The 14,844-nt window shown below is 47.6% G+C and carries 14 protein-coding genes; 11 read left to right on the top strand and 3 right to left on the bottom strand.

Translation table 11 applies throughout. The annotated features are described in order from the left end of the window. Positions 1-35: 35 nt before the first annotated feature. The 10 genes from ABV298_RS24055 (at position 36) to ABV298_RS24010 (ending at position 10,734) form a co-directional block, all read left to right on the top strand. On the top strand, positions 36-1,370 hold the full coding sequence (locus ABV298_RS24055) for a T9SS type A sorting domain-containing protein (protein ID WP_353718695.1): 1,335 nt from the start codon (positions 36-38) through the stop codon (positions 1,368-1,370). 86 nt (positions 1,371-1,456) lie between these two features. Further along, positions 1,457-2,350: a hypothetical protein gene (locus ABV298_RS24050; protein ID WP_353718694.1), complete on the top strand. Its 894-nt coding sequence runs from the start codon at positions 1,457-1,459 to the stop codon at positions 2,348-2,350. Between the two features lie 67 nt (positions 2,351-2,417). Continuing rightward, positions 2,418-3,884, top strand: coding sequence for a T9SS type A sorting domain-containing protein (locus tag ABV298_RS24045; RefSeq protein ID WP_353718693.1), 1,467 nt, complete (start codon positions 2,418-2,420; stop codon positions 3,882-3,884). Positions 3,885-4,073: 189 nt separating this feature from the next. Then, positions 4,074-4,781 (top strand): aquaporin Z, encoded by a 708-nt coding sequence (gene aqpZ, locus ABV298_RS24040; RefSeq protein ID WP_353723239.1) that lies wholly within the window; start codon positions 4,074-4,076, stop codon positions 4,779-4,781. Between the two features lie 236 nt (positions 4,782-5,017). Beyond that, positions 5,018-5,494 carry a hypothetical protein gene (locus ABV298_RS24035; protein WP_353718692.1) on the top strand — a complete coding sequence of 159 codons (477 nt, stop codon included), beginning with the start codon at positions 5,018-5,020 and terminating at the stop codon, positions 5,492-5,494. A gap of 397 nt (positions 5,495-5,891) precedes the next feature. Next, positions 5,892-8,585 carry an Ig-like domain-containing protein gene (locus ABV298_RS24030; protein ID WP_353718691.1) on the top strand — a complete coding sequence of 898 codons (2,694 nt, stop codon included), beginning with the start codon at positions 5,892-5,894 and terminating at the stop codon, positions 8,583-8,585. 148 nt (positions 8,586-8,733) lie between these two features. Further along, positions 8,734-8,970 (top strand): hypothetical protein, encoded by a 237-nt coding sequence (locus ABV298_RS24025; RefSeq protein WP_353718690.1) that lies wholly within the window; start codon positions 8,734-8,736, stop codon positions 8,968-8,970. A gap of 175 nt (positions 8,971-9,145) precedes the next feature. Continuing rightward, complete coding sequence (locus ABV298_RS24020) at positions 9,146-9,601, top strand: hypothetical protein (RefSeq protein ID WP_353718689.1); 456 nt, start codon at positions 9,146-9,148, stop codon at positions 9,599-9,601. Between the two features lie 45 nt (positions 9,602-9,646). Beyond that, the gene (locus ABV298_RS24015) at positions 9,647-9,913 is read left to right on the top strand and encodes a transposase (RefSeq protein ID WP_353718688.1); all 267 of its coding nucleotides are present in this window, start codon (positions 9,647-9,649) and stop codon (positions 9,911-9,913) included. Continuing rightward, the gene (locus tag ABV298_RS24010) at positions 9,841-10,734 is read left to right on the top strand and encodes an IS3 family transposase (protein WP_353723163.1); all 894 of its coding nucleotides are present in this window, start codon (positions 9,841-9,843) and stop codon (positions 10,732-10,734) included. The genes ABV298_RS24015 and ABV298_RS24010 overlap by 73 nt, the downstream gene beginning before the upstream one ends. Positions 10,735-11,064: 330 nt before the next feature. Here the strand turns inward: ABV298_RS24010 and ABV298_RS24005 are convergent, their stop codons facing one another. Then, entirely contained in the window at positions 11,065-11,925 is an 861-nt protein-coding gene (locus ABV298_RS24005) for an IS3 family transposase (protein WP_353723238.1), read from the bottom strand. Positions 11,926-11,945: 20 nt separating this feature from the next. Further along, the gene (locus ABV298_RS24000) at positions 11,946-12,257 is read right to left on the bottom strand and encodes a transposase (protein WP_353718687.1); all 312 of its coding nucleotides are present in this window, start codon (positions 12,255-12,257) and stop codon (positions 11,946-11,948) included. A 607-nt stretch (positions 12,258-12,864) separates the two neighbouring features. Between ABV298_RS24000 and ABV298_RS23995 the strand changes: the two genes are divergently transcribed. Continuing rightward, positions 12,865-14,019: a cysteine desulfurase family protein gene (locus ABV298_RS23995; RefSeq protein WP_353718686.1), complete on the top strand. Its 1,155-nt coding sequence runs from the start codon at positions 12,865-12,867 to the stop codon at positions 14,017-14,019. 86 nt (positions 14,020-14,105) lie between these two features. Here the strand turns inward: ABV298_RS23995 and ABV298_RS23990 are convergent, their stop codons facing one another. Next, entirely contained in the window at positions 14,106-14,843 is a 738-nt protein-coding gene (locus ABV298_RS23990) for a hypothetical protein (protein WP_353718685.1), read from the bottom strand. Position 14,844: the final 1 nt, after the last annotated feature.

The raw sequence follows: 14,844 nt of genomic DNA, 5'->3' as shown, positions 1-14,844 counted from the left end.
ACTGCTCCAAGATCATTCATTCAAAATACATCAGGATGAGAACCATATACAAAATGACCCTCGAAGCCAGTAAAAGGCTCGGGGCGGTTGCCCTTGGCATATGCGTGCAATGGGGGCTTGCCGACGTAGCCCTCGCCCAACAAGGCGGGCAGGGCAATACCACCATCTTTGGTGGTGCACAGATGACTTTCTTTGGCAACTACAATTTCAACACTGGCGGTGGTGGCGCTCAACCCGGCGTGATTTTGACGGAGCGCGCGAGTGGAAATTTTGGTATACTCAACTTTGCACCGTCCGCGACCACCGCAACTAATGCTTCCGACGCAGGGTATGTGGATGGATATGTACGAAAGTATGGTTCGGGGCAGTTCATTTTTCCCGTAGGCGACAATACCCATTTAGGGCAGTTTGCCGCTTCGGCAGACGGGACAATGGGCGCATACTTTTTTGCAGACCCGGGCACAGCCACAACAAGCAACCTGTTCACCGGGGGAAACTATACTGCTTTGCCTTCAGGAGGTCCGTTTGCGACCAGCTCCTTTGAAGCCAAGCTAAACGCGGTCAGTACAGTTGAATATTGGGATATTGATGGGGCTAACGCAACACCGTTGACGTTAACCTGGGATGCCGCCAGTGCGATCGGAAGTTTAACAGGTAACGAGCTCAACAAGCTAACCATAGCCGGGTGGAATGGTAGTCAGTGGATCGCAATCCCATCCAAGGTTGATACCACCTCGATCCTGGGAGGAAACAGCGATTTGACGGCCGGCTCAATTACGACGACAGCAGCGCTGGCCCCGGACACTTACACTGCCTACACTTTCGCGACCCTCATCGCGCCACTACCGGTCACCCTGGTCAGGTTCAATGCAGCAAAAGAAGGGCAAACAAGCCGGTTGCATTGGGCGACGACCGAGGAAACTAACAGCGACCGTTTTGAGATTGAACGCAGCGGTAATGGCAAACAGTGGAGCAAAATCGGCTCCGTTGCATCAAACGGCGAAAGCAGGATTACAAGGGAATACTATTTCATGGACACAACCCCATTACGCGGACAAAACCTATACCGTCTGAGAATGGTAGACAAGGACGAAACGTTTGCGTATAGCGGCATACGTAATGTCACGTTTGCCGAACTGGCTACCGTCAGTCCATATCCTAATCCAGTTTCAGACAGGTTCCATATCAAAGATTTTCAGCAAATCAAACAAGTAGTTTTACATAACGCCAGCGGCACAAAGGTTTTTGGCAGTCAGCGCATGACATCCGAGGGAATCGATGTGACCAGATTACAGCCAGGCCTTTACACGCTTACTATCGCCCTGTTCGACGGCACTATCAGCACACATAAAGTAGCCGTTACCAGGTAACGCTTTGTTTTCCACCTGGCAGCGATTGACGCCGGTCTTCTACATATTACAGTTTAAAACATATTTACAACTAGACGACAAGAATTATGAAAAAGACAATACTGATCGTGATGACGTTATCACTTTTCTCGTTATCGTTTGGTGCCGTAAAAGCCCAGGCACAGACCGGTAACGTTGGAATAGGAACAACCACCCCCGGTTCGAAGTTGACTGTCAACGGCTCATTTGCTGCTGCAAATACCATTGTTACAGCCAACTCTCATTTAGCCGGCGAAAACGAGTTCTTTATAACCTGGAACGGGACTGCTGCGGGCACTATTACACTACCAGCTTCCACAAGCGCACCAGACAGGACGGGTCGGTTGTATTTCTTTAAAAATACTTCCAACGTATACACGCTTACAATAGATGCGAATGGCAGTGAACTGATCGATGACACACCAACCCTGGTGTTGGAGGCAGGTGAGTCGGCCCTATTGGCAAAAACTGGCAACAACACTGCATCCGGCACAACTTACGAAGTGGGTATGCTCGCCAAGACATCAGTAAGGTACCTGTATTCCGTTTCATCAGCCGTCGAGCAGACCCATGCTGCCGGGGTTGCCGTGGATGCGGACTTCAGCACCATTGACTTCAGCTCCAACGGAGGTGTTGATTTTAATTTGGCAACCGATACCTGGACATGCCCGGAAACAGGTTACTATAATATTGAATTCTTCGAATCAGGTTATCTGACAGTAGCAAATTCGACATCGCATCGTGCCCTGAGTATTAAAAAAAATGGCGCCTGGGCCGCACCACTCCAATATTATACAATGACCAACGGAACCACACCAACTATGCGGTCTGGGGGACAAAATTCTTCAGTCGAATACTTGGTCAAAGGAGATAAAATTACGGCCTCTATGTCATTGTGTATTGGTTGCGGCCCTACCAGCATGAGATCGTTTAGCCGCCGCATGGTCATTTCCCGGCTTTAATGTTAAGGAAAATTTGAGGCTAACAAGCACTCATACATTGCAAGTCCGTTTTTTAACCTGGAAAAACATGAAAAAGGTATTTTTAAACTTTATACCGCTGGCATTACTCGCTGTTACCGCAAGAGCGCAGCTCTATAATAGTGGGCTTATGACCAATGACGGCGGGCTGATCAGTGATTGGGAAAATCAGTGGTTCAATGCGGGCACCGGTGTATACAACGGCAGCAATAACGGCATCTTTGAGCACCACGGGCCATCTGCCCAAACATTTGTCAACGACGGCATCTATAATGCATCTTCGGGTCATATCGATAAATTCCTGGGTCCCTTGGGAGCTACCGGTCCCCAGGAAATAGCCGGATCTTCAAGCCCTAATTTCTTTAATCTGGAACTGAGTAATGGCGCAGGGCAGCTTATTAACATTACCAATACGGCCGGTGTGAATGTGCGCAATCTGGCTACTTTTAGCAACGGCATTACCACCACAGTCCGCGCCAACACAGGTACAGGCGCATTGCGTTTCCAGAACGGCGCCAGCTACACAGGAGGTAATACCGACGCGCAGCACGTAAACGGATATGTGGGTAAAATTGGTAATGATGCGTTTACATTTCCTGTCGGTAATGGAACCGATTCAAGGACGCTGAGCATCGCGGCTCCTTCGAGTGCCACCGCGCAACTCACCACTGCCTATGATGCTACCAATGTAGAAAACGCCGCAGCGTTTGCAGGACCGATCCAATCCGTCTTTAGATTGGGCAGCTGGGATTGGATCGCAGCATCACCAGCTGATGACGACGGTTTAGCTGTGACAGTGTCTATACCCGACCTTACAGGATATGCGACCACAACCAACCTTCGTTTAATAGGCTGGAATGGCACGCAATGGATCGATCTGAGTGGTGCCGGGACTGCATCGGGCAATACGGAGAACAGCTCGCTATCAGGTACGATTCCGGCAGGAATAGCCATTACCCAAATTGGCATCGGCTCCACCGAGGTGCCACTGCCAGTTACCCTAGTTACTTTCAATGTAGAAAAGGAAGGCCAAACGGCTCGCTTGGAGTGGGCGACGACTGAGGAAACCAACAGTGATCGTTTTGAGATCGAACGGAGTGATAATGGTAAGCAGTGGAATCAAGTAGGTATAGTTGCATCCCACGGTGAAAGCAGGATCAGAAGGGAATACATCTTCGTAGATAAACGTCCACTTTCCGGCCAAAATCTGTACCGTTTAAAGATGGTGGACAAAGACGAAACATCTGCGTATAGTGCCATGCGGAATGTTACGTTTAGCGAATTCACCGCCGTCAGTCCGTACCCCAATCCTGTTTCGGACAGGTTCCATATCAAAGATTTTCAGCAAATCAAACAAGTAGTTTTACATAACGCCAGCGGTGTAAAGGTTTTTGGCAGTCAGCGCATGACATCCGAGGGAATCGATGTGACCAGATTACAGCCAGGCCTTTACACGCTAACTATCGCCCTGTTTGACGGCACTATCAGCACACATAAAGTAGCCGTTACCAGGTAACGTTTACCATTCCGGGCGGCAAGGTGCCGCCCGGAACAAATTATTTGCTTCTCACACACCAAATCATGGACAACAATACCTGCAAAGGGCCATCCGGTCTGGATCGAAAAGATTGGGTATCCATCATATTTTTTACCGTCCTACTCTCACTGGTTTACTATGCAAGAAACCTCTGATTAAAAAGTCCTTATCCTCCACTGTAAACAATTCACGAACATGAAAAAGTACTTTGCTGAATTCATTGGAACATTTTGGCTAGTGTTAGGAGGGTGCGGCAGTGCCGCACTTTCCGCTACATTCCCTGGCGTAGGCATTGGCTTGCTAGGTGTTTCGTTCGCTTTTGGCCTGACCGTTCTGACGATTGCGTATTCGCTAGGCCATATCTCGGGGGCTCACTTGAACCCGGCCGTCTCATTGGGCCTATGGGCAGGAGGCCGCTTTGAAGGTAAAAGTCTTGCACCTTACATGATTGCCCAGACGCTCGGCGGACTTTGTGGCGCATCAGTCCTATATTTAATTGTCACCGGCAACGGCAGTGCAATCGGCGATTTTGCTGCTAATGGTTATGGTGAGCATTCGCCAGGACATTACAGTATGACAGCCGCCCTGATGACCGAATTTGTCATGACCTTTATCTTTCTGATTATCATTTTGGGCTCCACCTACCCATCCGCGCCATTCGGCTTTGCGGGTATCGCAATCGGTCTGGGCCTTACCTTAATCCATCTGATCAGTATCCCGGTGACCAATACTTCGGTCAACCCGGCGCGGAGCATCAGTCAGGCAATTTTTGTTGGCGGATGGGCCATAGAGCAGCTGTGGCTTTTTATTGTTGCTCCTCTGGCAGGTGCTTTTCTGGCTGGTATGTTCTATAAAACGGTGCTTGCCAAGGATTGAGCAGGAAAACAACCAATTTAGAATAGACAATTATGTGAAAAAACGGATAATCTCCTGGCTTTGCCAGGAGATTATTTTTCGTAGCGGTGCCGACCATATATCCTATATGGTTGCGTTTATCGGTGATGCCTTTCAAAAGTAGACCGATAAAATATGAAATATCCTACTGGAAATTTCGTATAAATTGACTCACCCAACTTGCAATTGTAATCACCCACTTTGTTAACCTGAAATCAATGTCAAGCATCGTTATTATCGATCTACAACCGCTATCCTGCCTGGGCATGCAGGCATATCTTAACCACCTGCTGCCTGGCAGCAAGTGCAAAACAGTATATCGTAAGGACGAGATTGATACCTTTCAGCCACCCGCGGAATTGCAACTGATCATTGTTGGCTTTAACCAGGAAGACAGGCCGACCGCCACCTTATTAATGGAGAAAGTGCTAATGATGGGAGCAAATCTTCCTATAATCGTCATGTATGATATTTTTGATTCTGAATATCTGCGGCAGTTTGCCGGCCACACCCCAACCGGCTTTATTTCGAAGGACAATGTGAGTAACCAGTTATTAGAATGCATCCAGAAAGTGTCTTGTGGCCAATCGTTCCTATGTGAAAAAACCGGCCAACATGTCATCAATGCCTATACATTAGGCAGTCAAAGCCCTACCTATAAGCAGCCTCGAAAAAAGGCTGGCATATCGGATTGACCCTTCCGTTTGTTGATCTACACAACTGCGCCTGCATACCATTAACGATAGATCTAGTCAGCCCATCAATTCTTTTGACAAGTACTTCTATCCAGTACTACACCTAATTCAAAAAGCCCAGCGATAAAAAAAATAGTTTGCTCGAAAAATTATGATTTCGCAGCATTCGCTTCGAACCTAAATTTGCATCGCTTTAATTTTGAACCCTGCAAGGGCTGTTAACCCTGCGTATCATTTATTCCCCTCTATGAATTGAAATCAACTTTCGGAAATGGCCGGCCATTTTCCGCAGGGTTCTTATTGAATATGCTTTAATCAATTTTTATCGTCAATCAATCAAGAAACTATGAGCAAACATTTGCAAAGATTCATTAGCAGTGTTAAAAACAGCCTTAGGTTGGCCGCGATAAGCTCGGTAATGGCCCTGCCTTTTGATGCATTGGCACAACAGCCTACCTTTGACTGCTCGCAGGCCAGTTACGTGATTGGGAACCGGAACATCGGCGGCGCCAACGTTTCGGACGGCTACACGCTCGACCTTTCCACCGGTGAGACGGCCCTGGCAAAATCGCCGCTGATCAGCAGCGGTACTCAGTTTGTCAATGCGATCGGCTACAATACAGTCGACAATTATATCTGGGGATACCGCAGTGGCACTAACCAGCTCGTACGGATCGGCAGCGACTGGTCAGTCGAATTTTTTACCGTTACAGGACTAACAGGGACAACCTACGCGACCGGGGATGTGAGTCCGGAAGGGGTGCTGTATTTGTACACTTTCAATGCTTCCAGTTTTACCAAAATTGACCTGAACCCGGGTTCTGCCAACTATCTTGTAGCCCAAAATGTGCCAACGACTGGCACGCAACTGAATGACTGGGCATTCAATCCCGTGGATGGTAAGCTCTACGGCTTTGGTACTAATAAAACACTTTACCAATTTGACCCTGTTTCCGGTACACGCACTACAATCGGAGCTGTGACAGGCGGTGGCATCGAAGGCGTAACCGGCTCATTCGGCACCGCGTTTTTTGACTCGGAAGGTCATATGTTCGTCGGCAACAACGACAGCGGGGCAATCTTTAAATTCACTGCCCCACTGACAGATTTGACTGCCAGCCTGTTCTCAAACGTAGGCATCGCTCCCGGTGACGGTGCCCGCTGCGCGAACGCTGCCGTTCCGGTGCCCCCGCAGACTGTCAACGATACAGCAGCTGTCGCCTGTGAAAGTACAGTAATTGATGTACTGGCAAACGACCTTGCAGGCGATGCGGCAATCGTACCCTCCTCTGTGCGCCTGATTGAACCAGGGACGTTAGCGCGTGTAACCTCCCTTTCAGTCCCTGGACAGGGCAGCTACCAGGTTGATCCGGTCACCGGAGCCGTTACTTTTACGCCGGTGGAAGGTTTTGTTGGAAGCGCTTCGCTATCCTATGTAGTGGCTGATGCCGACGGACTCGAAGGGCAAGCGAGCCTTGTAATTACCGGCAACTGCCCGGCCCAGCCCGCTTTCCCCTGCTCAGAGCTCAGCTATGTGATCGGGAACCGCAACATTGGCGGCTCGAACATTTCCGACGGCTACACCCTTGACTTATCCTCAGGCGGTACCGTCCTGGGCAAACAAACCCTGATTGAAGGGCCTAACGCGTTTGTCAACGCCATCGGATATAATACCGTCGATAACTACATCTGGGGTTTCCGTTATAATACCAATCAACTAGTCCGTATAGGAAGCGACTGGTCTACCAAATTCTATGATGTGACCGGCTTTCCTTCGCCCGTCCCAGGCTATGCCACAGGAGATGTCGGTCCCGACGGTGTCCTGTATCTGTATGCAGCGAATGCTAACCAGATCACCAAGGTTGATTTGAACCCTGGCTCAGCCAATTATTTGACAGCCGTCACTGTGCCTACCACGCCGACCGAACTAAATGACTGGTCGTTCAATCCCACTGATGGGCAGATTTATGCATTCGGTACGAATAAAGTGCTGTATAGTTTTGACCCCGCCACCGGCGCCCGCACCACATTAGGGGCTGTAACCGGCGCAGGGATCGAGACTTCTGCCTATACGGGCGCATTCGGTACCGCATTCTTTGACACCGATGGGGATATGTACGTTGGTAACAACGGCAGCGGGGCAATTTTCAAAATCACCGCTCCTCTTACAAATCTAACCGCATCCCTGTTTTCAACTGCAACAGGTGTAACCCCCGGCGATGGCGCGCGCTGCCCAAGCGCGATCGTGAACGATCCACCAGTGGCCGTAGACGACGATGGTACCACTACTTGTAATGCGACCACTGTCGACGTGCTAACAAATGATGTGGCCGGAAGCGCTCCACTGGTGGCTTCCAGCGTCAGACTGATCACCCCCGGTTCGCTTGACCGCGTTACTACCCTTGTGGTTGACGGCCAGGGGCAGTACAATGTTGACCCGACTACAGGCGCTGTGACGTTTACGCCTCTGAATGGGCTGCGTGATACTGTATCCATAGACTACGTTGTCACTGACGGCAATGGGCTCGAATCGATCGCAACGGTGACCATTGTTGTAGACTGCCCGATGCCGGTTAAATTGGTTACGTTCGACGCCCATAAGGAAAACGGCACAGCACTTTTGAGCTGGTCGACAACCGAAGAAGTGAATTCTGACCGCTTTGAAATCGAGCGAAGCACAACCGGGAAAAACTGGACACAGATCGGCATCGTTGCTTCCAATGGCGAGAGCAACTCCTTGAAGACTTATCAATTCACTGACCAGGCGCCACTTGAAGGAGATAATCTTTACCGTCTTAAAATGGTCGATAAAGACCAGACATTTGCTTACAGTCGAGTGCGCAGCCTGAACGTGGAAAACGGTCCGGTAGCATACGTTTATCCTAACCCTGCAACTGAAAGGGTGTTTTTAAATACCGGCAAGAAGGTGGTCACGCAGGTGACAATTGTGAATGCGTCAGGGGCAACTATCGCTGCCAAGGTGCGAGCAGGCTATGTCGATGTAAATGTGCTTCCAGCAGGTATCTACATACTTAAAGTTACTTACCAGGACGGCTCGGAAAGCTGCTTCAAGTTCCTGCGGGGCAAGTAAATGGCGGAACGCAATAAGTTGGCCACCCGGCCCAACATATGATCTAGAAAAAAACACCTTTCCTGCAGGGCTGGAAAGGTGTTTTTTTCTCCTGTCGGTAGCATCCGCTCTTGTCCACGTGTCAGATGCTAAAATTCAGTACCTCCTTATGGCGCTCCCTGACATGCCAAAAGCTGGCCGGTATCTATTGGCATGTATATTTCCCCGCCGCACCATTCAAAACTTAGTCTGTTTTCCATTGAAAAAATATCAAGTTGCCCTAGGCCTGATCATCGCTACTTTTACTACCCTAGGTATTTTGCCTGTAAGAATTTCAGAAGGACAAGGCAAAGACCTTTTCAACCTAATCGGTTCAGAGATTGTGATCTGGCTGTTACTCTTTTAGCTCTTGGACGGCAACCTGTGTTGTTCACCAACGCGAACAGCTGCGCAGCTCGCATAAACTCGCCATTTCCGTAGCAATTTGCATCGGCCTGTCAATTATTTTTTATCACCTTGCCAACCCGTTTTTTGAAGACTTCCCATTGGCACCGATCCGAAAAAATCCCTTTTGGGTTGGGATGTTGCGCCTTTCAATTCGCGGGGCGCTAATCAGCATTATGGTCGTGCCGATCACCTTCTTCATTGAGCGCGAACGTCAGCTACAGAATGGGAAACTCGAAATAGAAAAAAGACACGCCCGTGAACTGGAAAGGCGCAATAAACTTCTAGAGGAAATCGTGGCTGACAGGACGAACGATTTACAAGTCATGCTTGCCGACCTGAATACTTCAAACCAGCAGCTGGATAATCAGATTTATTTACTTTCCCTCCTGCTTGCATCAGTCACTCATGATGTGCAGGGCCCGTTTAACTTTGTCGTGTCTGTAACAAGAAAAATCAATCAATTAATAGACCAACGCACATTTGAACAGCTACCTGTGTTTACCCACGAGTTGCAAGCTTCACTTGAACGTATGCAAGCGTTTATGTCGAATTGTAGGCTTTCCCGAATTTGTAGGCTTTCCCGAATTTAGGACAGTGTAGGATTAGACTCGAAATGAGCTAATTTTAACTGTCACATGAAAAAGAAAAACTACTCAGAGACCCAGATCGTGGCGATCCTCAAACAGTATGAGGGTGGCCGAGAAGCCATGGATGTTTGCCGCGAATACGGCATTTCCAAGGCAACGTTGTTCAATTGGCGCAAAAGATACAGTGGTATGGAAGCTGCGCAATTGAAAGAACTGAAGGCTTTGCAGGATGAAAATCGACGATTGAAGCAGATGTATGCGGAACTAAGCCTGGATTACAAACTTGCAAAGGACATCATCGAAAAAAAGCTGTAGAGCCTTGTCGACAAAAGGAACTTGTGGGGTGGGCTGTTGAAGAAAAAGTATCCGTTGGCAGGGCTTGCCGGGTAGTTGGGTTACATCGATCTAAGTGGTACTACCGTAGCAGAAAAGATGATCAGCCAGTGATTGAAAAATTACGAGCATATGCGGAAGCCTACCCGACAAGAGGCTTTGACGACTACTATGGGAAACTTCGCAATGAGGGTTTAGTGTGGAACCGCAAAAGGGTTCTAAGAGTTTACCGACTGCTAAATTTGAAGCATCGCCGTCGTCACAAACGGCGTTTACCAGCTCGAATCAAGCAGCCCTTACAGGTACCCAGTGAGCCAAACAAGAGTTGGAGCATGGACTTTGTCTCTGATGCGCTGGTGAATAAACGTAAGATCCGAGTGCTGACAATTCTGGATGATTGCAGCAGAGAAGTACTTGCAGCACATGCAGATTTTTCACTTCCTGCTCAGAAAGTAATCGATGTTTTGGAACTAATAGCATTAGTCAGACCATACCCCGAACAAATTCGGGTTGACAATGGGCCTGAATTTCTAGCAGATAAATTCAGGCAATGGTGTGAAGATAAAGGCATCGCAATCCACTATATTCAGCCAGGAAAACCGATGCAAAATGGGTATGTGGAAAGATTGAACCGCACTTATCGCGAGGATGTCTTAGATGCCTATTTATTTGAATCCCTTGAACAGGTTCGTATTTTGTCTGACGAATGGATGGAAGATTACAATCGATTTCATCCGCATCAAGCACTGGCTGGCTTAGCACCGGCAACGTTTGTCAAGAAACTAGAAATGGATAAAGTCTAAACGTGCACTGTCCTCATTAGGGTAAGGCTTCAATTTCGGGAAAGCTTACAGTAGTATCGTAATGATCTTGAAACGCCTCAATAAGAAGGTTTTTTGGCCTTTCCTTCACCGATGCTCATTGGGACAACGTTGCTTTCCGTCGTTGCTAAAACTTAACTTTACAATAATGGCTGTTACCTATATCTCCCTTATTCGAGACACTTATCAATGCACTCGGAAGCGGCTGATAGTTGGTACGCCCTGCCCGGTTGCAAAGTTCATCGTACTATGACGTGGTTCCGTTTTGGTTTACACTTTTGCGGGTTAATAAATGTTTTTAAACTTCAAAACTCATCCCGTTTGCCGGTAATATTCTGCTTCAAAAGCTACCGGATTTAGGTAGTTCAATGAAGAATGTAATCTTCTGGTATTGTAATATCCATCAATGTATTCGAATAAAGCAGACTTTAATTTCTCGATGCTTTCGTAGCCGCCCTTTGGCATGTCTAACTCGGCCTTCAACCTCCCCCAGAATGACTCTGCCCAGGCATTGTCATACGGATCATCGGCGCGGGACATGCTCTGTCTGAGCCTGAACGTTTTGATCACGTTCTTCATTTTTCGTGACAAATATTGTCCGCCACGATCCGAGTGCACGATCATTCCCTGTTTGACCCTTCGCCTGAGAAGTGCCTTTACCAACGGTTCCCTGACAAGGCTTTCCTCCATGTTGTCGGCTAATTGCCAACTGACAATCTGCCTGGAATACAGGTCCATCCAGACACACAGATAAGCCCATTTCCCGCCTTTTAAGGGTATGTAAGTAATATCCGATGTCCAAGCTGCATTGGGCTGACTTGGCTTCGGCTCATCAGGCAGCAGATTCCGGCAAACTCGTTTTCCGTGCTTACTATCCGTGGTTCTCGGAATAAATCTGGGTGGCTGAATGGCCCTTAAACCTTCCTTTCGCATGATTTCAGCAACTTTACGACGGCCAATCTTGATGCCTTTTTGTTTTAAAGATTCTTTGATTCGCCTGCTACCGTATCGCTTCATATTCCGGACAAACTCGATCCGTATTTCATGCTTTGGACGGTTGTATTTTTTGTCCGCATTATGACTTTCTCCTCGCCTGTACCGATAGTAGGCTGTGCGACTCACCTCGAAAAGCGAGCACAGATAACTTACCCTATTTGTACTGGAAAGAGATATTATTAAGTCATAGACGTCTCTTAGTCGGACGTGCTGAAGAGACCCAACGCCTTTTTTAAGATCTCTCGGTCGGTTTTTAGGCGTTCAACTTCCGCTCGCAGTCTAGCATTTTCAGCAGCAAGTTTTGCTGCTTTGCCACTCTCTCCATGCACCTGCTTTGTTTTTGTCTTCATAGTTGCCATTCTCTTCCAACGATAAAGCAGATTCTCAGCAATTCCAAATGATTCGGAAACTTCCTTAGCGCTTCGACCGGAAACGAGCATTTTGGTTACCTCTTGCTTAAAATTGGAATCGTAGCTCCGACGAGTCTTTACAGTTTTGGTTTCTTTCACTTTGCATCACGATGTGCAAAAATGTGTGCCGCTTTTTGGAGCCACCTCAGTCAGATCTACGCCCCAGACTGGTCGCCTCACGCGCCCAAAGATGCGATAAATGCCGCCGGCGTTAGTCCAGCCTTATTCCTAAAACAGTTCGCCAAATGACCGGGGGGGTCATGAAAATCCAGTTTAAGAGCTTTCTCGATGATACTTACGTCCGTAGTCGAAACGTCCTAATTAAAAATCACTTAAACAGTTTATCAAAGGTGCGTGCTGTGGCACGCAAATAAAACATGGCCTAAGCCACCGCTTGCGCCGGGTTCTTCGGATTAAATCCCAATTCTGTTTTCGCCTTCGTCTATTCCGTTCCCAACGTACACGGAAGCTGGGCATTTGTCCTCTTTAAGGTAAGGCTTCAGAATGCGGGATTCGGCAGGCAAAGCTTCGTAAGGTTGACATATGGGCTTCGGACATTGGTGCGCATTTGTCGCTACAATGTAATTAATGACTGATGTGCATTACGTTGTCGACCGTTTACAGAAAATAAGTTTCTCACATTAATTACCTTTGAGGTCACAAATTCGTTTATCCTACTATGCAATCGCCGAAACCGCTTATTTACTTGGACAATAATGCGACGACCCAAATTGATCGAACAGTGCTTGACGCAATGATGCCTTATCTTACCCACGACTATGCGAACGCGAGCAGTACTCATCAGTTTGGTGTCGGTGCTTATGAAGCGGTGAAGCTTGCTCGGAAGCAGGTAGCGGAAATAATTGATTGTGAACCGCATGAAGTTGTCTTTACCAGCGGTGCTACGGAATCGATCAATCTTGCGCTTAAGGGCGTTGCTGAAAGGTATGAATCCAAAGGTAGGCACATTGTTACGCTAGCGACAGAGCATAGTGCAGTTCTAGATACTTGTTCTTACTTAGAACAGCGGGGCTACGAAGTTTCTTATGTAGGCGTGGATGAAAAGGGTTTAGTCGATTTGGACAGTTTGAAATCCCATTTACGTCAAGATACAATACTTGTCGCTGTGATGTATGTGAATAATGAAACAGGGGTAATCCAACCAATCAACGAAATTAGTCAGCTTGCGCATAGTGTCGGAGCGATATTTTTCTCGGACTGTACGCAAGCTGTAGGCAAAATGGAAATCTCGGTTCGTAGCTTGGACATAGACCTGCTATGTTTCAGCGGGCACAAGATTTATGCACCGAAAGGAATCGGCGTCTTGTACGTAAGGAATCAGGCCAAGCCTATTAAAATTCCGGCGCTCATACATGGAGGGGGTCACGAAAGGGGTTTAAGGAGCGGCACACTTAATGTACCTGGTATCGTTGCCCTTGGAGCCGCTTGTGCACTCGCTCAGAAGCATATGTTAAGCGATTCGCGAAGAATTAGCGAGCTCCGTGACTATTTGGAAACGGAGTTGTTAAAGATTGATGGTACTTCAATAAATGGTGATATCGAAAACCGACTTTTTAACGTGACAAACATTTGCTTCGAGAATATTGATTCCGACGCAATGATTATGGGACTAAGCAATCCGGACTCATCCGCGCCCCTTATTGCCGTCAGCAATGGCAGCGCTTGCACCTCCGCAAGCATAGAGCCATCACACGTTTTACTAGCCATGGGTTTGAGCGAAAATCAAGCATTCAATTGCATTCGGTTCTCGCTCGGGAAAAACAACACAAAGGAAGAAATTGAAACAACGATTGCTCAAGTCACGGCTATGGCAGGACTCCTGCGTTCCATGATATCCTGACCTACGCCCAATGGATAAATTAGATGTAATCTGATAGGTCCAATTTGACGGCGAGTACGATGTAGACGTGCAAGCATCAAATTCGTTTAGCAGGTTATGATGGAGGCCACAAAGCGTTCATCGAATTTGAGCCGGGTACCATCAATTTCTATGTTATTGCAGTAGTTTTTCGCGATTGCCAAAGCAAACGGCATCCAAATGTTGCGCTTCAAATCCTTGACAATTTTAGTGTAGGCTCGGTCTTGCAATAAGTCAAGGGAGCCGCGTGGAATGAAGTGGTTAAACACAAAATCGAGTCCAAGAATTAGTTCCATTGGTGGGTGCATGATTCTTGGACTTCGTACGATCAACGCATTACCAAAAAAGTCATGATCGTCGACCTGCAGATCTTCCATGTGATATCCGCCAAAAGTTAAGTGATAAAAGGGGTGCAGGGTTTTGGGTGGTTGATGATTTGGACCTTCTTCCCACTCGTGCCTGTCAAGATGCCAAGAAGACGTGTATTCACCACAACTTAGGACCATGTTGAACTTTTTCAGTCTCTGAAGGGGATCTTCGACAACACTCTCGTTCCGACGCTTAATCACTACATCATCTTTGATCGAAAGAACAATATCAATGTCCCCGATATTACGAGGGATCGTATGACTTGGGCGATGCACCTTCGGGATAACGACCCTAATGTTGCTAAATGTATAGGTAAACGTTTCCGCACTCGTGACGAGCGTCTTTTTTATTTCATTTAGTTTGTCCAGATCGACCTGGAATAGTTGCAGCTGCTTTCTATGCTTTTGTAGGATAGCAACATACTGATTGAAGAGCATT

Source organism: Dyadobacter sp. 676 (assembly GCF_040448675.1).
GTDB lineage: Bacteria > Bacteroidota > Bacteroidia > Cytophagales > Spirosomataceae > Dyadobacter.
Note: the sequence above shows the minus strand (reverse complement) of the source record. Positions and strands in the feature narration are given on the sequence as shown.